The 20031-nt window shown below is 72.3% G+C and carries 14 protein-coding genes and 14 pseudogenes; 16 read left to right on the plus strand and 12 right to left on the minus strand.

Features of this window, described 5'->3' with window-relative positions:
- From FF86_RS67745 to FF86_RS55125, 8 genes and pseudogenes are all read right to left on the minus strand, one after another.
- Positions 1–212: transposase (locus FF86_RS67745; RefSeq protein ID WP_206779003.1), on the minus strand; the 212-nt coding region annotated here is incomplete at both ends.
- 280 nt (positions 213–492) lie between these two features.
- Positions 493–652 (minus strand): zinc-binding dehydrogenase (locus FF86_RS67750; RefSeq protein WP_396230021.1); only part of this gene is annotated, 160 nt, incomplete at its 5' end.
- A 1-nt stretch (position 653) separates the two neighbouring features.
- Positions 654–1306, minus strand: a pseudogene (locus tag FF86_RS67755) (NADP-dependent oxidoreductase); the annotation flags it as partial.
- Positions 1307–2256: 950 nt separating this feature from the next.
- Positions 2257–2496: a hypothetical protein gene (locus tag FF86_RS22570; RefSeq protein ID WP_044886869.1), complete on the minus strand. Its 240-nt coding sequence runs from the start codon at positions 2494–2496 to the stop codon at positions 2257–2259.
- 125 nt (positions 2497–2621) lie between these two features.
- Positions 2622–2887: pseudogene (locus tag FF86_RS55110) on the minus strand (glucan biosynthesis protein C); the annotation flags it as partial.
- A gap of 1 nt (position 2888) precedes the next feature.
- Positions 2889–3193 (minus strand): annotated as a pseudogene (locus FF86_RS55115) (glucan biosynthesis protein C); the annotation flags it as partial.
- A gap of 4 nt (positions 3194–3197) precedes the next feature.
- A pseudogene (locus tag FF86_RS55120) lies at positions 3198–3336 on the minus strand (glucan biosynthesis protein C); the annotation flags it as partial.
- Position 3337: 1 nt separating this feature from the next.
- Positions 3338–3947 (minus strand): annotated as a pseudogene (locus FF86_RS55125) (acyltransferase family protein); the annotation flags it as partial.
- A gap of 2321 nt (positions 3948–6268) precedes the next feature.
- On the opposite strand from FF86_RS55125, the gene FF86_RS22590 reads away from it, so the two are divergent.
- Together FF86_RS22590 and FF86_RS22595 are read left to right on the plus strand one after the other, a co-directional pair.
- A complete protein-coding gene (locus FF86_RS22590; RefSeq protein ID WP_044886866.1) occupies positions 6269–6763 on the plus strand; it encodes a hypothetical protein in 495 nt (164 codons plus the stop codon).
- Complete coding sequence (locus FF86_RS22595) at positions 6760–7158, plus strand: hypothetical protein (RefSeq protein WP_044886865.1); 399 nt, start codon at positions 6760–6762, stop codon at positions 7156–7158. The genes FF86_RS22590 and FF86_RS22595 overlap by 4 nt, the downstream gene beginning before the upstream one ends.
- Positions 7159–7528: 370 nt before the next feature.
- On the opposite strand, the pseudogene FF86_RS55130 reads toward FF86_RS22595, so the two are convergent.
- From FF86_RS55130 to FF86_RS67760, 4 genes and pseudogenes are all read right to left on the minus strand, one after another.
- Positions 7529–7686: pseudogene (locus tag FF86_RS55130) on the minus strand (hydrogenase accessory protein HypB); the annotation flags it as partial.
- Position 7687: 1 nt separating this feature from the next.
- A pseudogene (gene hypB / locus FF86_RS22600) lies at positions 7688–8398 on the minus strand (hydrogenase nickel incorporation protein HypB); the annotation flags it as partial.
- 6 nt (positions 8399–8404) lie between these two features.
- A partial coding sequence (locus FF86_RS22605) for a hydrogenase maturation nickel metallochaperone HypA (RefSeq protein ID WP_242419301.1) occupies positions 8405–8698 on the minus strand: 294 nt, incomplete at its 5' end.
- Position 8699: 1 nt separating this feature from the next.
- Positions 8700–8767, minus strand: a pseudogene (locus FF86_RS67760) (hydrogenase maturation nickel metallochaperone HypA); the annotation flags it as partial.
- Between the two features lie 302 nt (positions 8768–9069).
- Here FF86_RS67760 and FF86_RS22610 point away from each other — a divergent pair.
- The 14 genes and pseudogenes from FF86_RS22610 to hypE all read left to right on the plus strand — a co-directional run.
- On the plus strand, positions 9070–9995 hold a 926-nt coding region (locus FF86_RS22610; protein ID WP_255355880.1), incomplete at its 3' end, for a hydrogenase.
- Between the two features lie 114 nt (positions 9996–10109).
- A partial coding sequence (locus tag FF86_RS55135; protein WP_396230014.1) for a nickel-dependent hydrogenase large subunit occupies positions 10110–10545 on the plus strand: 436 nt, incomplete at its 3' end.
- Between the two features lies 1 nt (position 10546).
- Positions 10547–10760 (plus strand): annotated as a pseudogene (locus FF86_RS55140) (cytochrome-c3 hydrogenase); the annotation flags it as partial.
- Position 10761: 1 nt separating this feature from the next.
- Positions 10762–11494: pseudogene (locus FF86_RS55145) on the plus strand (nickel-dependent hydrogenase large subunit); the annotation flags it as partial.
- Between the two features lies 1 nt (position 11495).
- Positions 11496–11717: pseudogene (locus FF86_RS55150) on the plus strand (nickel-dependent hydrogenase large subunit); the annotation flags it as partial.
- Positions 11714–12286: a hydrogenase maturation protease gene (locus tag FF86_RS22620; RefSeq protein WP_063870477.1), complete on the plus strand. Its 573-nt coding sequence runs from the start codon at positions 11714–11716 to the stop codon at positions 12284–12286. The pseudogene FF86_RS55150 and the gene FF86_RS22620, both read left to right, overlap by 4 nt.
- The gene (locus tag FF86_RS22625) at positions 12279–13610 is read left to right on the plus strand and encodes a hypothetical protein (RefSeq protein ID WP_236705702.1); all 1332 of its coding nucleotides are present in this window, start codon (positions 12279–12281) and stop codon (positions 13608–13610) included. The genes FF86_RS22620 and FF86_RS22625 overlap by 8 nt, the downstream gene beginning before the upstream one ends.
- Before the next feature lie 176 nt (positions 13611–13786).
- Positions 13787–14908 (plus strand): annotated as a pseudogene (locus FF86_RS22630) (NHL repeat-containing protein); the annotation flags it as partial.
- On the plus strand, positions 14905–15293 hold a 389-nt coding region (locus FF86_RS55155; protein WP_242419302.1), incomplete at its 3' end, for an acylphosphatase. The pseudogene FF86_RS22630 and the gene FF86_RS55155, both read left to right, overlap by 4 nt.
- Position 15294: 1 nt before the next feature.
- Positions 15295–17367, plus strand: a pseudogene (gene hypF, locus FF86_RS22635) (carbamoyltransferase HypF); the annotation flags it as partial.
- A 4-nt stretch (positions 17368–17371) separates the two neighbouring features.
- Positions 17372–17638 carry a HypC/HybG/HupF family hydrogenase formation chaperone gene (locus tag FF86_RS22640; protein ID WP_044886859.1) on the plus strand — a complete coding sequence of 89 codons (267 nt, stop codon included), beginning with the start codon at positions 17372–17374 and terminating at the stop codon, positions 17636–17638.
- Positions 17635–18259 (plus strand): hydrogenase formation protein HypD (gene hypD, locus FF86_RS55160; protein ID WP_242419303.1); only part of this gene is annotated, 625 nt, incomplete at its 3' end. The genes FF86_RS22640 and hypD, both read left to right, overlap by 4 nt.
- Before the next feature lies 1 nt (position 18260).
- Positions 18261–18780 (plus strand): annotated as a pseudogene (locus FF86_RS55165) (hydrogenase formation protein HypD); the annotation flags it as partial.
- Entirely contained in the window at positions 18777–19898 is a 1122-nt protein-coding gene (gene hypE / locus FF86_RS22650) for a hydrogenase expression/formation protein HypE (RefSeq protein ID WP_044886857.1), read from the plus strand. The pseudogene FF86_RS55165 and the gene hypE, both read left to right, overlap by 4 nt.
- The last annotated feature ends 133 nt before the right edge of the window (positions 19899–20031 follow it).

The raw sequence follows: 20031 nt of genomic DNA on the forward strand, positions 1-20031 counted from the left end.
CCGGTAGGCCACGTCCCACGGCGCCAGGTCATGCGGCATCCGCCGCCACGAACACCCCGCTCCCAGCACGTACAGAATCGAGTCGATCACCAGGCGTCGGTCGTACTTCAACGGGGCACCACCGCGGCACGGGTCCCGCACGGGCAACAGCGGTCCGATCACCGCCCACTGCCCGTCCGTCAACGACGTGTCGTAGGCGGCCTTACACGAACNGACACACACCGGTCCGATCGTGNCCGGAANCTCCCCGCGGGCACCCCACGACACGCCATCCCACCANCACCATCACATTCCGAACATCCCCAGTTACCCAACACCCTCTTAGGCCAGAGGTCATAGCTCGACGGTCTCCGACCGGCCGGGGAGAGTATCGGGAATCCCCCGCAGCCCCACAGCCGGGCGAAGCCGATGAGAAGGAGGCCGAGGGCCGTGTCCGGCCCTCGGCCTCCGGGTCTCATGGTTCCGGCGATCCGCCCAGGTCAGGGCTTTGGGTCAGGGGACAAGAATGATCTTCCCGCGGACGTGGCCGGTGAGGCTGAGCTCGAACGCCTTCGCGGCCTCGGCGAGGGGGAAGCGGTCCTGGATCTCGAAACGAACCACGCCCTGTTCGGCCAGCTTCACGACCGCGGCCAGCCTGTCCTCGGACGCGGCGNCCGCCGCAATCCCGGCGGCGGCGGCATGCTCGTCGGCTACGGCCGTGACCGCACGGGACAGGTCGGGAAGAAGCGCCACCGTCGCCGCGACCGACGCCGCACCGCCGACATTGTCGATCGAGGCGCTGATCGTTCCGAGGGCCTTCACGGCATCCACCAGACCATCTCCGTACGTGACGGGCTCCGCGCCGATCGAGCGGAGGTAGTCGTGGTTGGCCGGGGAGGCCGTACCGATCACGCGGGCGCCGAGCGCCTTGGCGATCTGGACCGTCGCCGTCCCCACTCCCCCAGCCGCGGCGTGGACGAGCACGGTGTCGCCCTCCCGGACACCGACCTGGTGCACCGCGGAGTACGCGGTCCCGGCCGCAACGGGCAGTGACGCCGCCTGCTCGAAGTCGACGGCGGCCGGCTTCGCGATCAGCGAGCTCGCGGGCACGTTGGCCTGCGCGCGGTAACCACCGGTGAAACCTGACCAGATGACCTCGTCGCCGACGGCGAACCCGTCCACGCCCGAGCCAACCGCGTCGACCACGCCAGCCGTCTCGTTACCCGGCACGGCGGGCAACTGCAGCGGCACAAAGTCCTTCAGGTAGCCGGCGACGACCTTCCAGTCGACCGGGTTGACCGAGATCGCCCGGTTCACGATCCGGACCNCCCCCGCGCCCGGCTCCCCCACCGTCTCCTCGGCCTGCACCAGCACCGTCGGGCTGCCGTACTCCTCGAAATAGATCTTCACGCTCATCCTGGACTCCCTGGTCATCGGTTCGATGTCGACACCGCGGGCCGGTGTCGACGCGTGCCGGGTGAGGCTCTGGGTGCCGGATCGCCGCCCTGCCGTTGCGGGTGACCCCGGGTCGGCTGTGCTCGACGAGGGGCCTCGCCGCCCATCGGATCGGACGACGCGGATNCGGCGGCGCTGTCAGGTACGGAAGACGGACGCGCTCAGCGCGAACACAACGCGGCGCTGACCCGCTGCAGATCGACGTGCAGCGCCCGGTAGGCCTGGAACGAGGCCAGGACCTCGGTGACGGGGCACCGCGCCGATCGCGCGGACCGCACCATCGCACCCGCTCCCGTCGTCGTCCGCGCGGAGGCCTCACCGCGCTCACAGCCTCAATCCTGTACTGAGACGCCCACCGCGGGCCCGCTATTCCCGACCTTTTCGATCGACCAGCGGACAACGCTGCGGTGACGACCTGCACGGATGCGTAGGCCGTTGGCGACGTGAGCTTGGGACGCCATGTATCAGCCAGCCCCGGGTCGGGTCGGACCCATGCGGCGCCCCGCGAACGCATCGCCCATCGCCGGCCCTCTAACGATCTCCGGGAGTTACTGATCTTTAATGTGCCGGGTCGGACGGACGCGGCGCCGGAGCCGGAGCCGGCGGACAGGGTAGGCGCCTGGTGATGTCAGCCTCCCTACCGTGTCCGGGAGACAACCAACAGGGCAGACCTAGCCACCACAACCTTGATCCAACGAACTACCGCCAAGCACCAGGTCGCATCGATCCCGGCCGGGCGCACCCAGCCGGGTGACGGCGCCCCTGACCCGGGCGTCGCAGTCTCCTGCGCGGAGGGTTCGTCTCCTGGCTCCGGGTTGCGCCTCAGTCATCCCGCTGGTAATAGACAGAGATCGAGTGCCAGGCGCCGTCGGCCGTGACTTCGGTGTGCATCACCAGTTCCTGGACCTCGATGTCGCCCAAGGCGTCGATCGAGTCAGCGACCCGTCGAAGGAGAGCGCCGACGTCGTCCTGGCCGGGCCCCACGGGGTTTGCCTGGGAAAAGTGGAACACGGTCCAGCGATCCCGAGCCCCGTCTCGCCACGCTGCCGCATTCTCTGCCATCCGTCAGCCTCGATTCACCGCACCATCCGGCACGCATGGCGCGAATCCACCCCTCGGCACCGCCNACGACTTCGTCGCCACGGTCAGCGAAAAGCTCCGGGCGGTACACCTCGCGAGACGCGGCACTAGAGGATCCAGCGGAGCTGCTGGGTCCGTTCCGGATCCAGGTGGTCGGCCGGGGGAAGCCAGCGCAGCGGCTGGGTCCGCTCGGACTCCGACCCTGCGGCCGTCGCGGTCGGACTACCGACAGCGCGCGCCGCGGCGGGTCGGCGATCGCCGTGGCGGCCTTCGCTGCGGGCTCCGGCCGGGAACTTCCCGTTGAAGATCTTGCGGAGAAAGGGCGACCGCAGGATGACGAAGTGGTGGAGGGCGAACGTCACGCCGAAGGTGANGGTCGTGACCAGGAGCATCTGCGGCCAGCGCAGGCTCGGGTCGAACGAGAGAAGCGTGGCGATGACGTAGATCCAGAAGTAGTGGAAAAGGTAGACCGTGTAGGACGCGTCGGAAAGGTAGCGAACGGCCGGCCGGGGGCCGGGAACGAGCCGGCTCGCCACGGCGAACAGGTTGACGGTGATCGCGACGGTGAACAGGGTCCGGCTGAGTACCACACCGGTGGACGAGGCCAGCCCGCCCACCCAGCCCCGGGTGGCCGCCAGCAGCAGGACGCCGGCCACGGCAAGCAGTATCGGCGCAGGCCNCTNGAAGGCCGGCAGGAGTCGCCGCCGATCCAGGTAGAGAAGCACGCCCAGGAGGAAGAACGGCAGGAAGTCCAGCGTCTCCTCGACCGGGAGATCGAGGGGATCGGAACCGATGGCGGGAACGACGGCGGCTCGGTACCCCNCGCGAATGAGGATGGTGCCCACCATGACCGATATGATGATCGTGGCCATGACGCGTGGTCGACCGGTGGTTGCCCGCCGGTAGACGGGGCTGGACACGACGCGGGATAGCACGGTCACGGCCGCCGGGGTGCACAACGCGTAGACGAGCAGCGCCACCAGAAACCATAGCTGCAGAAGCCAGCGCAGCTCCCCCGCCGGCTCGGGGACGGTGTGTCCCTGCAGGAATTCCAGGAACGAGACGTCCGGGTTGTGAAAGTTGTAGCTCAGCCACAGTGCGGTGGGGTTGAGCAGGACCAGGGTGGAGACGAAGGGAATTCCCACACTGGCAAGCCTGCGGCGCACGGTGCGCGCGGGTCCGTACTTCCCGACGAGCATCGCGGAGAGAAATCCGGAGATCAGAAAGAAGTCCGCCATCCGGAAGAGGCCGGAGGCATAGGCGATCCCGTTGAAGATCGGATCGTCACCAAGCGTCGAGGCGTGTACGAAGACTCCGCCCAGCATGAAGATGCCACGTAACGCGTCCAGGTAATGGTAATGTTCGTCTGGCGCGGACGGTGCCGCCTTTCCCCCCACGATCCCTCCACCAAGACCACCGGAGCGCTCCGGCATACCCCTACGGCCGACGCTCTCCAACGAAGACGCCGACGGACACACTTGTTTCCATATCGTATGGAAAGCGAAGACTGTCCCTGGCGTCGGGGGTGGGAGCGTCGAGAGGGTACGGCCGGGCAGCCGCTCGACTCCGACTCGGAGCNCGACCTTTTTCCGATGTTGATCTTCTGTTGTGCCGAAGAAGATCTGGAGATGGGTCAGGTTGTGGCAGATCGACCGGGTGGATGCTGGCGCGCGGGCTGGGAGTACTACCACCGACTCCTGCGTGGGCCCGGGCGTCGATCCTGCCGCAACGCNTTCACTAGCATTGTCAGGTCGCCCTCCCCTCGCCATTGCTCGCCGGGCGGGCCGAGCCCCCAAGCGGCCAGCACGGCGCGCTCGGCGCCATGCCACGGCGTCAACAGGCGCCGTCGCAATCCCGACAAGATCTATTCGTGGCCGCCCGAAGCACTACATTTCTTGGATGCCCCNCTCGGACCTACCCGCCAACCACGACGTTCTTACCTATCTGCGCGACCAGGCCGTGCGTCCACGCCGTGAATCCGGACGGTATGTCCTGGATGGCTGGGAGCTTCACACGCACCCCGACCTCGTCGAACGATTTGATCTGATCTCTCCGTCGCGCGCGGCCATCACACCGGTCTTTGGAGTTCCGGTNGTGGTCGCGAACGGCATTGCCGCGGCCTTCGCGACGGGCACAGGCTGGCTGCTCCTCCGTCTGCCGCAGCCGCCCACCGACGTCGAGATGGTCGAGCCGATTGCAGCACTGGACGGAAAGGGTTGGCACAGCGTCGACGCCTGGCAGGATGTGAGCAAGCGCTCACTTGGCCGATTGCAATCGCTGACTCACGCCGCCATGGAGTATGCAGCCGAGCTGGCGGGAGATTCGCCCGTGCAGCCTTCTGCTCCGCGAGAATAGCAGTCGGGGCCGGGAACCAGCGCGGCTCGGTGGCTCGGTGGCTTCGTGGCTCGGTGGCTTCGTGGCTTCCGAATCAGCCGACATCTCGGCGAGCAGCGTGGTCACGGCATTCGGGTCGGGTGGTCGGAACAACCCGCGTAGGACGTCGAGGGCGGTTCGGCTGCCAGGAGATCGCCGAGTGCGGGGCGNAGACGCCGTGATGGTCTCCGCCTGGCCATCACCCGCTCGGCCCCGGTTCGCAGCGTCCTGGGAAGGGTCAGGTATCCGCGTTTCAAGCGGACGAGCCCGCGTCCGGGCGCGGCGTGGCGCTCCGGGCGCCGAGCACAGGGACGGCACGCCCGGGGAGATCGACATTTCACGGCTGATAGCCGAGGATTTCGGTGAGGCGGGCGTCCGAGCTGCTGGGTGACGAGCACCGGCACCGGCGCGGCATCGGGGTTAGCCGAAAGCGCAGTCCGTCGGTGGCCTCGACGGCGACGCGCGCCTCGCCCACGCGGCCGCGGCGGAGATCGCGCAGATCACAGGGGTTGTCGGGTTTCGGTGGCCCAGCCGGATTGCGCAGGCGCGCGAGGCCCACGCATCACCCGAAAGTGCCATTCGCTTGCCTCCAGCGTCCCCAGGCGATTCCCTCGAAGAGGCCAGGGAACCACCGCAAGATAGGTAGTACCCGGACAATTAGGGAGGCGCTGCGCCTTGTCATCGCGATGGACCGCGAGGAGGAGCGCACGATGGTTCCGCCCGGGGGCGTCCGCCCTGGCGGAAACCGGCGCGACCACCACGATCGGGCCCGCCACGGCGGCGCGCCGCTGGCAGCCGGTCGGACACATCGAGGTCGGCCGGGACTGGCGACGCTGCGGGGCGCAGGAGGGCGGCTGCGGCGTGCTGCTCCCCCTGAACCAGCAGACCTGCCCCCGGTGCGGCCGGACGAACCGCGAGGACCTGCTGCCTCTGAACATCCGCCGGCTACTGCCCACCCACGACGCCTACGACCACGCCGTAGCCGTGCTGCGGGGCACCTGGGCCGAAGCCGACCTGCCGGACGGGCCGAACCCGCTGGAACTAGCGGGCACGCCGCTGCCCAGGACCGGCAACGAGGTTTCGGCCCTCGCACCGGATGCGCTCTCCGGCGCCGTCGACCGGCCAGACCCCCTCGGATCNCACTCCTGACGCCGGCCGATCACCCTGACGTCCCTCGCCGAGGAGATCGGCCACCTCCGATCATTTGCGTCGGCGGGTGGCGGGCTTCGGTTCCGGGGACTCCGGGAGCTCCTCCGCCACGGACTGTTCAAACACGGACTATTCAAACACTGTCAGCATCTACTGCCGTTGATCGACGATGTGGAGATGACCGCCCACCAGGACCTGGCGCTCCCCGACCCGCAGGGTCATTCCCGGTGGCATGCACGTCTTCGAGCGGCTGATCGAGACGCCCGATCTCGTGGTCGTGCTACACGGGGTGCAGGCCCAGCCGGCCGGGTTCATGGCCGGGTTGATGGCCGGGTTCTTCGCGGTCGGTCCGAACATTGTCCGGTTCCTGAGCGTCGAGGAGGAGGCCGCGGCGCGGGCGGGGCGTGAACCCGTCCCGCCCGAGGCTCCGATCTGGTCCGCCTGCGGGCCGGGGGCCGTCCCGGTGTGCTGCGAGCTCCGGCCGCCGGATCCAGCGTGCGCGCTCAGCCTGTCGCACTTCGGCGGCGGCTACACCACGGACCGACGACGATCACATGCGTGGGTCTGGGTGCGGCCGATGCCGCGTTCCGGCGATGTCGCCTGCACCGGACGCACCGCCGGACGGACAGGGCAGACCGTTATCGACGGCGCGGCGCTGCGCGCGGCGGCTCGGACCGCCCGCCGAATCCGGGCGGCCGGCCCACCGGAAGGAGAGGGCCGGCCGTGAGCGGACCGGCGAAAGCGGCCGAGCCGCCAGCATCCATCCCGGTCGGCGTCGACTGCTATCTGGTGGTGCTGGAGACACCGCGGTTCGCCGTCGTGGCCGACGGTGTGCTCGCCGAACCCGACGGCGTCGAGATCCACTTGACCGCCCTCGGTGCGGACCTTCCGGCCATGCCTGGGCCGCCATCGGCGATCATCATGCGATCCGGGTCCTGGCTCGGGCGCGCCTACGCGGTGCTGCGGGTGGAACCGCTGCCCGGCCGCGGGGATCTTCAGATCGCCGCCACCATCGCCGGACCAGCCGCCGAGACGGTGATCAGCGGCGACGACCTGCGCCGAGCCGCATCGTCGAGCACCGCCCGGCGATGGGAAAGGGGCTCCGGCGGACGCTGCGGTTGATTCCTCCCGCCGGCAGGGGTCAGCAGACGGCCGACGACGGGGGGTAGGGCTGGCAGGGCGGAGGCGGCGGGCAGCCGGCTGCGGTGGTGAGGAAGCCGAAGGCGGCGGCCACCGCGACGGCTGCCAGTACCCTGCGTTTACCCGCGTCACGTGAATGCCTGCGATTTCCGCTGGATGGGCGCATGTCTCAACCTTTCCGCGTTCCGCAATCCCGACCACAGGCTTTCTACCGGACCGGTCGCAATAACCGGACGCGACGCGCCGAGAACCGCCGACCCAATGTTCGATCTTCTCCGGATCGCCGACCCACCGGAGACGCACCACCGGATTTCTCGCCGACGCCGAAATGTCAATTAAATCAGGGCACGACCTAACGCCGGGCTGGGGCCGCACCAGGTGCTCCGAGCGGGTCTGCCAGCCAGTCGCACCAGGCGTTGACGCCCTCCCCGGTGCGAGCGCTGACGGCAAGCACGTCCACCCCCGGATTGACGGCGTCGAGGTTGCGCCGGAACGCCTCGGTGTCGAAGTNGAGATGGGGCAGCAGATCCGTCTTGTTGACGAGCACGAGATCTGCGGAGCGGAACATCACCGGATATTTGAGCGGTTTCTCCTCGCCCTCGGTCACGGCGAACACCATGGCGCGCCGGTCCTCACCGACGGCGAACTCGGCGGGGCACACCAGATTGCCGACGTTCTCGATGATGATGAGGTCGAGTTCGGCGAGCGGTAGCCGGGGCAGCGCGGAGGCGATCATCGGCGCATCCAGGTGGCATTCCCCGCCGAAGCCGTTGCCGGTGTTGACCAGGGCGATCGACGCGCCGAACCCGTCGAGGCGATCGGCGTCCAGACTGGTCTCGATGTCCCCCTCGATGACGCCGATCCGCCGGTGCGGCGCGAGGCGGCGCAGCGTCTCGGCGAGCAGGGTCGTCTTCCCGGCGCCGGGCGCGGACATCAGGTTCACCACGGTGACGCCGGCCGCGTCGAATGCCGCCCGGTTGGCCCGCGCGACCCGCTCGTTCTCCCCGAGAATCCGCTCCAGCACCTCGACCCGTTCCGCGCCGGTGCGGTAGCCGGAATGGTCCCCCACCGAACCGGGCGGCCGCGCGTGACCGTCCTTGTGCGGATGGTCATGCGGCTGACCGTTCTGGTGCGGCTGGCTGTTTGCGTGTGGCTGGCTGTTTGCGTGTGGCTGGCTGTTTGCGTGTGGCTGGCTGTTTGCGTGTGGATGGAATCGACCCATGGTTCGTCACGCCTCCACGGCGTCGGTCGCCACCTCGAAGGAGGTGACGAGAAACTCCTCGCCGCTGACCAGGACGACGTCGGTGGTGCCACAGGCGGCGCAGCGCAGGATCGGCACGGCGAGCTCGCTGTGCACGCCGCACCGCCGGCAGCGCACGCCGGCCGGGACGGACTCGACAACCAGCACCGACCCGGCCAGTACCTCGGCCCCGGCCGCGTCGGCGTGCGCCAGCTCCCAGCAGTAGACGAGGGTGTCCGGCACCACCTGCCGCAGTGCCCCCACCCGCAGATGCACCCGGGTNACCGGCCGGCCGGCCGCGTGCCGGGCGACGATGTCCGCGACGGAACGGCAGATCGACAGCTCGTGCACCGCCCTGCCCCCTCTGACGTCCAGCCGGGCTCCCTGACGTCCCGCCGGGCTTCCTGACGTCCCGCCGGACTCCTTGAACATCCGCCGGGCTCACTGTGGTCCTGCCAGGCACGCAGCGGCAAACGCCACCACGCATTGGTGGCAGCCTCCGCACACGACGCATCGGCGTCCCCTTCCCGGGCACGTAGCGTCGCTGTGCCGGCAGTCCTCGTGCGGCCTGAGCCATGCGACGCGAGGCGCGCGGCGACCGGTCGCGATCCGCCGCCCCACCGGTTGCCGGCCATCCGACGAAGGGACCACCGATGTCATCCGTGCTCTGGTTTCAGGGCGGGGCGTGCAGCGGCAACACGATGTCGTTCCTGAACGCCGAGGAACCCACCGTCATCGACCTGATCACCGACTTCGGCCTGGACCTGCTCTGGCATCCGTCGCTGGGCCTGGCCACCGGCGGGCAGGCGCGGGAGCTGTTCTGGAACTGCGCCCGGGGTGAGCAGCCGGTCGACATCTTCGTCTTCGAGGGCTCGGTGATACGCGGCCCGGACGGCAGCGGCCGCTTCGACGTGTTCGCCGACCGGCCGATGCAGGACTGGGTGCGCGACCTCGCCGGCCAGGCCCAGGTGGTCGTGGCGATCGGGGACTGCGCCTGCTGGGGCGGGGTTCCGGCGACGGCGCCGAACCCGACCGACTCCACCGGGCTGCAGTTCCACAAGCGCGCTGCGGGCGGGTTCCTCGGCCCGGACTTCCGCTCGCGAGCCGGGCTGCCCGTCATCAACGTGCCGGGCTGCCCCGCCCATCCGGACTGGATCACGCAGATCCTGGTGGCGCTGGCCACCGGCCGCGCCGCCGACATCGCGCTCGACGAGCTGCACCGGCCGCAGACGTTCTTCACCACGTTCACCCACACGGGCTGCACTCGTAACCAGTACTTCGAGTACAAGCAGTCGACGCTGACCTTCGGCGACGGGACGCGGCAGGGCTGCCTGTTCTACGAGTTCGGCTGCCGCGGGCCGATGACGCACTCCCCGTGCAACCGGATCCTGTGGAACCGGCAGTCGTCGAAGACCCGGGCCGGCATGCCCTGCATCGGCTGCACCGAGCCGGAGTTCCCGTTCTTCGACCTCGCCCCCGGCACGGTCTTCGGGACCCAGAAGGTCGCCGGCGTCATCCCGCGGGAGGTCCCCGAGGGCAGCGGCCACCTCACCTACCTGGCCCAGGCGGCGGCCGCCCGNCTGGCCGCGCCGGAATGGTCGAAGAAGGACATGTTCGTCGTCTGACCCGCCGGCAGGGCGCGCGTCCCGCCCGGGAGCGGCGCGAGGAACCGCACAGGAAAGAAGAGATTCCCATGACGACCGTCGATCTCAACGTCAGCCCGATGGGGCGCGTCGAGGGTGACCTCGACGTCCGGGTCACGATCGACGACGGGGTGGTGGCCTCGGCCTGGACCGAGGCGGCGATGTTCCGTGGCTTCGAGATCATCCTGCGGGGCAAGGACCCGCAGGCCGGCCTCATTGTGACCCCGCGGATCTGCGGAATCTGCGGCGGCAGCCACCTGTACAAGGCGGCGTACGCGTTGGACGTGGCATGGCAGACCGAGCTGCCGCCGAACGCGACGCTGATCCGCAACATCGCGCAGGCGTGCGAGACGCTGCAGAGCATCCCGCGGTGCTTCTACGCGCTGTTCGCCATCGACCTGACCAACCCCCGATACGCCTCCTCGCAGCTCTACCCGGAGGCCGTGCGCCGGTTCACCCCGTTCACCGGGTCCAGCTACGGCCCGGNGGTGGTGCTGTCCGCCAAGCCGATCGAGGTGTACGCCATCTTCGGCGGGCAGTGGCCGCATTCCAGTTTCATGGTGCCGGGCGGGGTGATGTGCGCGCCGACGCTCGCGGACGTGACCCGCTCCATCGCGATCCTGGAGCACTGGAAGACCGAGTGGCTCGAGAAGCAGTGGCTGGGCTGCTCGGTGGACCGCTGGCTGGCCAACCGCACCTGGNCGGACGTGCTCGCCTGGGTGTACGAGAACGAGGCCCAGCACGACAGCGACTGCGGCTTCTTCCTGCGCTACTGCCTCGACATCGGCCTCGACGGCTACGGCCAGGGCATCGGCAACTACCTGGCAACCGGGACGTACTTCTCCCCCGACCTGTACGGCCGGCCGACGATCGAGGGCCGCAACGCGGCGCTCATCGGCCGCTCCGGGGTGTACGCCGGCGGCGCTTACACCGCGTTCGACCAGGCCCGGGTGCGCGAGGACGTCACCCACTCGTTCTACGCGGGCACTTCGGCGCGTCACCCGTTCGACGGGGAGACCAACCCGATCGACCCGGTCCGCGGCCGCGAGCAGGGCAAGTACAGCTGGGCGAAGTCCCCCCGCTATGACGTGCCGAACCTCGGGTACGTGCCGCTGGAGGCCGGCCCGCTGGCCCGCCGGATCGCCGCCGCCGCCCCGGGCGCGGCCGCCCACCAGGACGACGACCCGCTGTTCGGCGACATCCTCGACGCGATCGGCCCGTCGGTGATGGTGCGCCTGCTCGCCCGGATGCACGAGGCGGCCAAGTACTACCAGTGGGTGCGCGCCTGGCTGGACCAGATCGACCTGCACGAGCCGTTCCACGCCACGCCGGTGCAGCGCGCCGACGGGCGCGGCTTCGGCTCGACGGAGGCGGCCCGCGGCTCGCTGTCCGACTGGATCGTCCTGGAGAACGGCAAGATCGCGAACTACCAGGTNGTCACGCCGACGGCCTGGAACATCGGGCCCCGCGACGGTGACGGCACACCCGGCCCGATCGAGGCTGCGCTGGTCGGCACCCCGGTCGCCGACCCGGCCGATCCGATCGAGCTCGGCCACGTGGCCCGCAGCTTCGACTCCTGCCTGGTCTGCACGGTCCACGCCTACGACGGGCGGACCGGCAAGGAGCTGAGCAGGTTCGTCATCAACGGGGACCTGTGAACACCGGACGGCCGGTACCCGCCGGACGGCCGGTACCCGCCAGCCCGCGGGTGCAGGTCGACCCGCCCGGCCTCGAGCCGCCGCGCTGCGACGCGGCGGTGATCGGCTGCGGGAACCTGCTGCGCGGCGACGACGGGGTGGGACCGATCCTCATCCGCCGCCTCGCCGAGGCGGGCGTGCCGGCCGGAGTGCGCCTGGTCGACGGCGGCACGGCCGGGATGGACACGGCCTTCGCGATGCGCGGCGCGCGCCGGGTCGTCATCGTCGACGCCGCCCGCACCGGCGCCGCGCCGGGCACCGTCTACCGGGTGCCGGCCGCGGAACTCACCGATCTCCCCCTGTACCTGCCACACCCGCACGCCGTGCGCTGGGACCAGGCACTCGCCTTCGGCCGCTGGCTGCTCGGCGACGACTACCCGGCCGACGTCACCGTCTACCTCGTCGAGGCCGGCGGCCTGGAACCCGGGGCCGACCTCACCCCGCCCGTGCGCCGCGCGATGGAACGGATGCAGAAGCTGATCCTCGCCGACCTGTCCGACCAGCACAGCGAGGAAGACACCCATGACTGACCGCGACACCGCGACCGACACTGCTGTGACCGACAGCGCCGTGACCGATGCCGCCGTGACCGATGCCGCTGTGACCGATGCCGCTGTGACCGACACCGCCGCGTGCTGTGCCCGGCCGCAGCCGGTCGGGGTGTTCCCGCTGCCCGCCGGCTTCCTGCTGGTGCCGGGCGGCGACGACACGGCCGAGCTGCGCCGCACGCTCGCCGCCGGGCGCCACCCGGACACCTGGCCGGCGCGCCTGCTCGCGCTGGAGCTGGCCTACCGCGGGGACATCGTCGGCGCCGCCGCCCAGCTCGACGGCGACGACCCGATCGACCGGTACAACCGGTTCGTCCTGCGCCCGGGAGGTCCCCCGGTGGAGGACCCGGCGCGGCTTCGCCAGGCCCTCGGCGCCGAGCTCGGGATCCTCGTCGACGTGGTCCGCTTCGCCCTCGGCGATCTGGCCGAGCCCCCGCCGTTGGCCGGGGAGACCGGCGAGATCGCGGCGCTGGTGCACTCGGCGCACGCCGCCCACGCCATGGCCGCCGGGCGGACCGGCGAGGCGGCGGGGGCGCTGGGCCGGGCCGTCGCCGCGGCGTGGGAGGCGTCCCCGGGCCTCGCCGCGCAGCTGTTGTCCACCGCGGCGGACCTGCGCCGCAGCGTCGAGGGGCCGACGGACGACGTCCTCGCCGACCTGACCGCGGCGCTCGCCGCCCTCGACGCCACCGAGCTCGTGATCGCCCGTGCCGAGCTGCGCCTGGCCCTCGGCGCGGCCCACCAGGAGCGGGCCCGCGACGATGCGGCGGCCCTGCGCACCGCCGTGGAGCACTACCTGGCCGCGCTCCGGCTCATCAGCGTGGACAGCGCCCCGGAGCTGTTCGCCGCGGTGCAGGTCAACCTGGCCACCGCCTACCTGGCGATGCCGATGAGCCAGGCCTCCGACCAGTTGCGGATCGGCGTCGCGATCCAGGGCCTGCGCACGGCGCTCGCCGTGTACACCCCCGAGACCCACCCCGAGCAGTGGGCCAGCACCCAGCTCAACCTGGCCAACGCCCTGGTCTACGCGCCGTCGGCGCATCAGAAGGACAACCTGATCGAGGCGGCGGCCCGCTACCAGCAGGTCATCGTCGCCCGCGACCGGGACACCGATCCGCTCGGCCACGCCCGCGCGCTGGCCAACCAGGGCAACGCACTGGCCCATCTCGGCGCCTACGACCAGGCGACTGCGGTGTTGCACGAGGCACGGACGATCTTCGAGGAGTCCGGGGCGGACGACGCGGCGCTGACGGTACGCGGCGTGCTCGACGAGATCGCCCGCCGACGCGGCGCGCCCGGACCTGCATGAGGTCCCCCCGGTCGACGGCCACCGTCCCCGGCACCGGGACGGGTACCGCCGCCGCGAACGGCACGGAGCCGGGGGGTGCGCCGACGCGGGACGCGGTGGACGACGGCACGGCACCACAGATCGCGACGGCCGGCGAAACGGCTGCGGGCGACGCCGCGACGGCCGGCGGCGCGACNGCCGGCGGCGCGACGGGGTGGGAACCGAGGGTGTGGCTCGGCGCGCCGGCGCCGGGAGGGCTGGCGCTGCCCGCGGCGCGGCCGTCGCCGTCCTGGCTGTACGCGCCGCGCGGGGTGTGGCTCGGCGACGACCTGCTCGTGGTGGCCGACTCGGGCAACCACCGGGTGCTGATCTGGCACGGTCGCCCGGCCCGCGACGGTGCCCCCGCCGACGTCGTGCTCGGCCAGGCCGACGCGAGCAGCGAGGGCCCGGCGGCCGGCGGACGCGGGCCCGAACGGGGGATGCACCTGCCGACCGGGATCGTCGTCACCGACGGCCGGCTCGTCGTCGCCGACGCCTGGCACCACCGGATCCTCGTCTGGAACACGGTCCCGACGGCCACCGACACCCCTCCCGACCTGGTCCTCGGTCAACCGGATGCGGCGAGCGTGCGGGAGAACCGGGGCGGGCCGTGCGGACCGACCACCTTCTACTGGCCGTTCGGCGTGGCCGTGATCGGCGGGCGCTTCTACGTCGCCGACACCGGCAACCGGCGGGTGCTGGGCTGGTGGGGCGGCCTGCCAGCCTCCCCCGATCAGGCCCCCGACCTGATCCTGGGCCAGCCCGATCCGACCAGCCGGGAGGACAACCGCGGGGGCCCGGCCGGGCCCGCCACCTTCCGGTGGCCGCATGACGTCGCCGGGAACGCCGGGCGGCTGCTCGTCGCCGACGCCGGCAACCACCGGCTGCTCGGCTGGACGCCCCATCCCGACGCCGACACCGCCGCCGGCCTGGCCCTCGGCCAGGCCGACCTGACCGGCTGCGGTGAATCCCCCTACGCCCCCGGCCGGGCCGACACGCTGCGCTTCCCCTACGCGGCCGACTGCGACGGCGATCTGCTGGCCGTCGCGGACACCGCCAACAACCGGATCCTGCTCTGGGACGGCCTGCCACAGGTCACCGGCGCGGCGGCCACCGCCGTACTCGGCCAACCGACGTTCGCCGACACGGGCGAGAACCGCTGGTCGGGCGTCACCGCCGACACGTTCTGCTGGCCGTACGGCCTGTCCCTGTCCGACGGCCGGCTCGCCGTCGCGGACTCCGGCAACAACCGGGTCGTCATCTGGGAACGGCGGCCATGATCGCGCCGCGCGCCGGCGAGAGGTCCGCGCCGCACCCGCCGGACGGGCGGGTGCGCCGACGGGTCGTGGTCGAGGGCATCGTGCAGGGCGTCGGGTTCCGGCCCCACGTCCACCGGTTGGCCAGCAGCCTTGGGCTCACCGGCTTCGTCGGCAACGACTCGGCCTCGGTCTTCGCGGAGGTCGACGGCGACGCCGCCCACGTCGCCGAGTTCCTTCGCCGGTTGGCCCCGGCCGCGCCGCCCCTCGCCCGCGTCGACCGCATCACGGTCACCACCGTTCCCCATCCCCTCCATCCGGGCGGGGGCGCGTTCCGGATCGTGGCCAGCACGGCCGCGGCCGGCGCGCGGACCCTGGTGCCGCCGGATGCCGCGGTGTGCGCGGACTGNCTGCGCGAGCTGTTCGACCCGGCGGACCGGCGTCACCGCCACCCGTTCATCACGTGCACGAACTGCGGCCCCAGGTTCACGATCATCGAGGCGCTGCCGTACGACCGGGCGGCGACGACGATGGCCCGCTTCCCGATGTGCCCGCGGTGCGCGGCCGAGTACGCCGACCCCGCCGACCGCCGCTTCCACGCCGAGCCCATCGCCTGCCCGGACTGCGGGCCGCGGCTGTGGTTCAGCCCGGCGGACGGGCCGGCGGTGACCGGCACCGACGCGGCGCTCGCGGCCGCCCAGCGGGCGCTGGCGGCCGGCGCGGTCGTGGCGGTCAAGGGTGTCGGCGGCTACCACCTGGCCTGCCGCGCCGAGAACGACGAGGCCCTGGCCCGGCTGCGCGGGCGCAAGAACCGACCGGACCAGCCGTTCGCGGTGATGGCCCGCGACCTGGCCACGGCCGCCCGAGTCGGGGTTGTCTCGCCGACGGTGGCGGCGCTGCTGGGCGCGCCGGCCGCGCCGATCGTGCTCACCGGCCGCGCCCCGGGGGCGCCCGTGTCGGCCCTGGTCGCACCGGGCAGCCCGCTCATCGGGCTGATGCTGCCGTACACGCCGGTTCACCACCTGCTGTTCGCGCCGATCCCGGGCGGCGGCCCGCCGCCGCGACTGCTCGTGATGACCAGCGCCAACCGCTCCGGCGAGCCGATCTGCTTCGACGACGGCGAGGCACGCACCCGCCTCGCCGGACTCGCCGACGCCTTCCTCACCCACGACCGGCCGATCCTGGCGCCGTGCGACGACTCGGTGCTGCGCTGCGACGCCGAGCAGGTCGTGCCGCTGCGCCGAGCCCGCGGCCACGTCCCGCTGCCGGTGGATCTCCCCCGCCCGGTCGGGCCGGTGCTCGCCGCCGGCGGCGAGCTGAAGAACACGCTCTGCCTGACGACCGGGCGGCGGGCGATCCTGTCCCAGCATCACGGCGACCTGGGCAGCCTCGCGGCCATGGCGGCGTTCGAGCGGTCCGGCGCGCGGATGGCACGCCTGTACGGCGTCGAACCCGCGGCCTTCGCCGCCGACCCCCACCCCGGCTACGCCACCCGGGCCTGGGCGCAACGAGCCGCCGGCACCGACCGCCCCCTGCGGCTGGTGCAGCACCACCACGCGCACGTGGCGGCGCTGCTCGCCGAGCACGGCCGACTCGGCGAGCCCACCGTCGGCGTCGCCTTCGATGGCACCGGCTACGGCGGCGACGGCACGATCTGGGGCGGCGAGGTGCTCCTCGTCGGCTCCGACGTCACCCGCGCCGAGCGCATCGCCCACCTGCGCCCGGTCGGCCTGCCCGGCGGCGACGCCGCGGTGCGCAACCCGTGCCGGGTGGCGCTGGCCCACCTGGCCGCGGCGGGCCTGGCCTGGTCGGCGGATCTCGCCCCGGTGCGGGCCTGCTCCGCCGCGGAGTTGAGCACAGTGCGCACCGCCCTGGACCGGGGCGTGGCCTGCACGCCCAGCAGCAGCATGGGCCGGCTGTTCGACGCGGTGGCGGCGCTGCTCGGGGTGCGCCAGCGGACCACCTATGAGGCGCAGGCCGCCGTCGAGCTGGAGGCCCTCGCGGCCAACGGTCTCGCGGCCCACGGTCTCGGCGCTGGCCGGCGGGGCGGTGACAGCAGACCCGAGGCCGCCGGGCCGATCGCGGTCGTCGCGGGGCGGCGGCCGCTTGCCTTCGGGCTGGCCGACGGCGTCCTGGAGCCGGCGCCGGTGCTGGCGGGCCTCGTCGACGGCCTGCGGGCGGGCGTGGGGGTGCCCGCGCTGGCCGCCGCGTTCCACCTCGCCGTCGCGGACGCGGTGGCCCGCGTCGCCGAGGTCGCGCGGCGGCGATACGGCGTCGGCCTGGTCGGGTTGACCGGCGGGGTCTTCGCCAACGTCGTGCTGCTGCGGGCCTGCCGGGCGCGGCTGGCCGCCGCCGGTTTCGACGTGCTCGTTCATCAGGAGGTACCGGCGGGCGACGGCGGGCTGGCGCTCGGCCAGGCCGCCGTCGCGGCGCTGGCCGGCGATCAGGATCCGGCGCCGGTCGCCGACGGGAAGGAAATGTGACGCGATGTGCCTGGGGATACCCGGCCGGATCATCGAGATCTGGGATGACCGCGGCACCCGGATGGCGCTCGTCGACTTCGGCGGCGTCACCAGGACCGTGTGCCTGGCCTACCTGTCCGATGTCACCGTCGGGCAGTACACGATCATTCATGCCGGTTTCGCGTTGACGACCGTGGACGAGGACGCGGCGCGGCAGACGCTGGCGATGTTCCGCGAACTCGGGCTGCTCGACGAGGAGCTCGGCGCGGCCGAAGCCGAGGTGGGCCGGTGAAGTACCTGACGGAGTTCCGCGACCCGGAGCTGGCCCGGTGGCTGCTGGACGCGATCGCCGCCACCGCGAGCCGGCGCTGGACGCTGATGGAGGTCTGCGGCGGCCAGACGCATGCGATCATCCGGCACGGGCTCGACCAGCTCCTCGCCGACCAGGTCGAGTTCATCCACGGGCCCGGCTGCCCCGTCTGCGTGACGCCGCTGGAGACGATCGACCGGGCGCTGGCGATCGCCGCCCGCCCGGAGGTGATCTTCTGCTCGTTCGGGGACATGCTGCGGGTGCCGGGCAGCGACACGGACCTGTTCACGGTGAAGGCCCGTGGCGGGGACGTCCGGGTGGTGTACTCGCCGCTGGACGCCGTCCACCTCGCCGAGGCGCATCCCGACCGGCAGGTCGTGTTCTTCGCGGTCGGCTTCGAGACGACCGCACCGGCCAACGCGCTGGCGGCGGTGACGGCACGGCGCCGCCGGCTGGCGAACTTCTCGATGCTCGTCAGCCACGTGCTGGTCCCGCCGGCGATGAGTGCGGTCGCCACCGCCCCGGGCAACCGGGTGGAGGCGTTCCTCGCCGCCGGCCACGTGTGCACGGTGATGGGCACCGAGCAGTACGAGCCGCTGGTCGNCGCGCACCGGATGCCGATCGTCGTCACCGGGTTCGAGCCGCTGGACCTGCTCGACGGGGTGCGCCACGCCGTCGCGCAGCTCGAGGCCGGCCGGGCCGAGCTCGCCAACGCCTACCGGCGGGCGGTGCAGCCCGAGGGCAACCCGGCCGCCCGGGCGATCCTGGCCGAGGTGTTCACGGTGTGCGATCGGGCCTGGCGGGGCATCGGGACGATCCCGGACTCGGGCTGGCGGCTCGCGGACGCGTGGCGCGACTTCGATGCGGAGATCCGTTTCGACGTCGGCGGCCTGACCGTCGCCGAACCGGCGGCGTGCCGCAGCGGCGCGGTGCTGCAGGGGCTGCTCCGGCCGCCGGACTGCGCGGCGTTCGGCACGTCCTGCACGCCGCGCCGCCCGCTGGGGGCGACGATGGTCTCGGCGGAGGGAGCGTGCGCCGCCTACTTCCAGTACCGGCGCCTCGCCCCGGCCGGCAGGGCCCACACCTCGGACTCCGCCGGGCCGGCAGCGGCGGTGGAGGCATGACCGACCTGGCGGACATGACCGGCTGGGCCTGCCCGACCCCGCTGCGTGACCATCAGCGGATCGTGCTGGGCCACGGCGGCGGCGGCGTGCTGACCAGCGAGCTGATCGAACACCTGTTCCTCCCGGCGTTCGCCGCAGGCGGGTCGACAGCGCGACGTGACCCGGCTGCGGCACTGCTGGACGCGGCGTCGGCAGCCTCGGCGGACGCGGCACTGGCGGACGCGGCGGTCCTGGCCGTCGGCGGGATCAGGCTGGCGTTCACGACGGACTCCTACGTCGTGCGGCCGCTGTTCTTCCCCGGCGGCTCGATCGGCGAGCTCGCCGTCCACGGCACCGTCAACGACCTGGCCTGCCGCGGCGCGGTCCCGCTGGCACTGTCGGCCGGGTTCATCCTGGAGGAGGGGCTGGAGCTCGCCGTCCTCGGCCGGGTTGCGCAGGCGATGGGCCACGCCGCCGCGGCGGCGGGGGTGCGGCTGGCCACCGGCGACACCAAGGTCGTCGAGCGCGGCCTCGCCGACGGCCTGTACGTCAACACCAGCGGCGTCGGGCTCGTCCCGCCCGGAGTGGACGTCCGGCCCGACCGGGCGGCGCCCGGGGACCGGATCATCGTCTCCGGGCCGATCGGCGAGCACGGGATCGCGGTGCTCAGCGTGCGTGAGGGGCTGGAGTTCGGCGGGGACGTCCGCTCCGACACCGCGGCGCTGCACGGGCTGGTCGCCGCCATGCTGGCCGCGACCATCCCCGGGGTGCACGCGCTGCGCGACCCGACCCGCGGGGGCCTGGCGACCGCGCTGTGCGAGATCGCCGCCGCGGCCGGTGCCGGCGTCGAGTTCACCGAGTCCGCGGTACCGGTGCCGCCCGTGGTCGAGGCGGCCTGCGGCTTCCTCGGCCTCGACCCGCTGCACGTGGCCTGCGAGGGCCGGCTCGTCGCGTTCGTCGCCGAGGCCGACACGGACGCGGTGCTCGCCGCGATGCGGGCGCACCCGGCGGGACGCGACGCGGTGGTGATCGGCTCCGTCACCGCGGAGCACCCGGGCGTCGTCGTCGCCCGCACCGCCTTCGGCGGGACCCGCATCGTCGACCGACCGCTCGGCGAGCAGCTCCCCCGCATCTGCTGATGCGTCGGCTGAGCCCGGCCGATACCGCCTGGGCTCAGCCGGCGGCGCCGATCCGCACCGAGCAGTCACTGGCGGCCAGGTAGACCTGGCTGCGGCCGCCGGGGTCGAGCCTGACGACCGGCGCGTCCTTGGT

The organism is Frankia sp. CpI1-P (assembly GCF_001421075.1).
Classification (GTDB): Bacteria; Actinomycetota; Actinomycetes; order Frankiales; family Frankiaceae; genus Frankia; species Frankia torreyi.

Excerpts from the sequence above, each read along its gene's own strand:
- FF86_RS22640 (WP_044886859.1), top strand. The coding sequence starts at position 17,372 with ATGTGCCTGGGGATACCCGGCCGGATCATCGAGATCTGGGATGACCGC.
- FF86_RS22590 (WP_044886866.1), top strand. The coding sequence starts at position 6,269 with ATGCACGTCTTCGAGCGGCTGATCGAGACGCCCGATCTCGTGGTCGTG.
- hypE (WP_044886857.1), top strand. The coding sequence starts at position 18,777 with ATGACCGACCTGGCGGACATGACCGGCTGGGCCTGCCCGACCCCGCTG.
- FF86_RS22570 (WP_044886869.1), bottom strand. The coding sequence starts at position 2,496 with ATGGCAGAGAATGCGGCAGCGTGGCGAGACGGGGCTCGGGATCGCTGG.
- FF86_RS22625 (WP_236705702.1), top strand. The coding sequence starts at position 12,279 with ATGACTGACCGCGACACCGCGACCGACACTGCTGTGACCGACAGCGCC.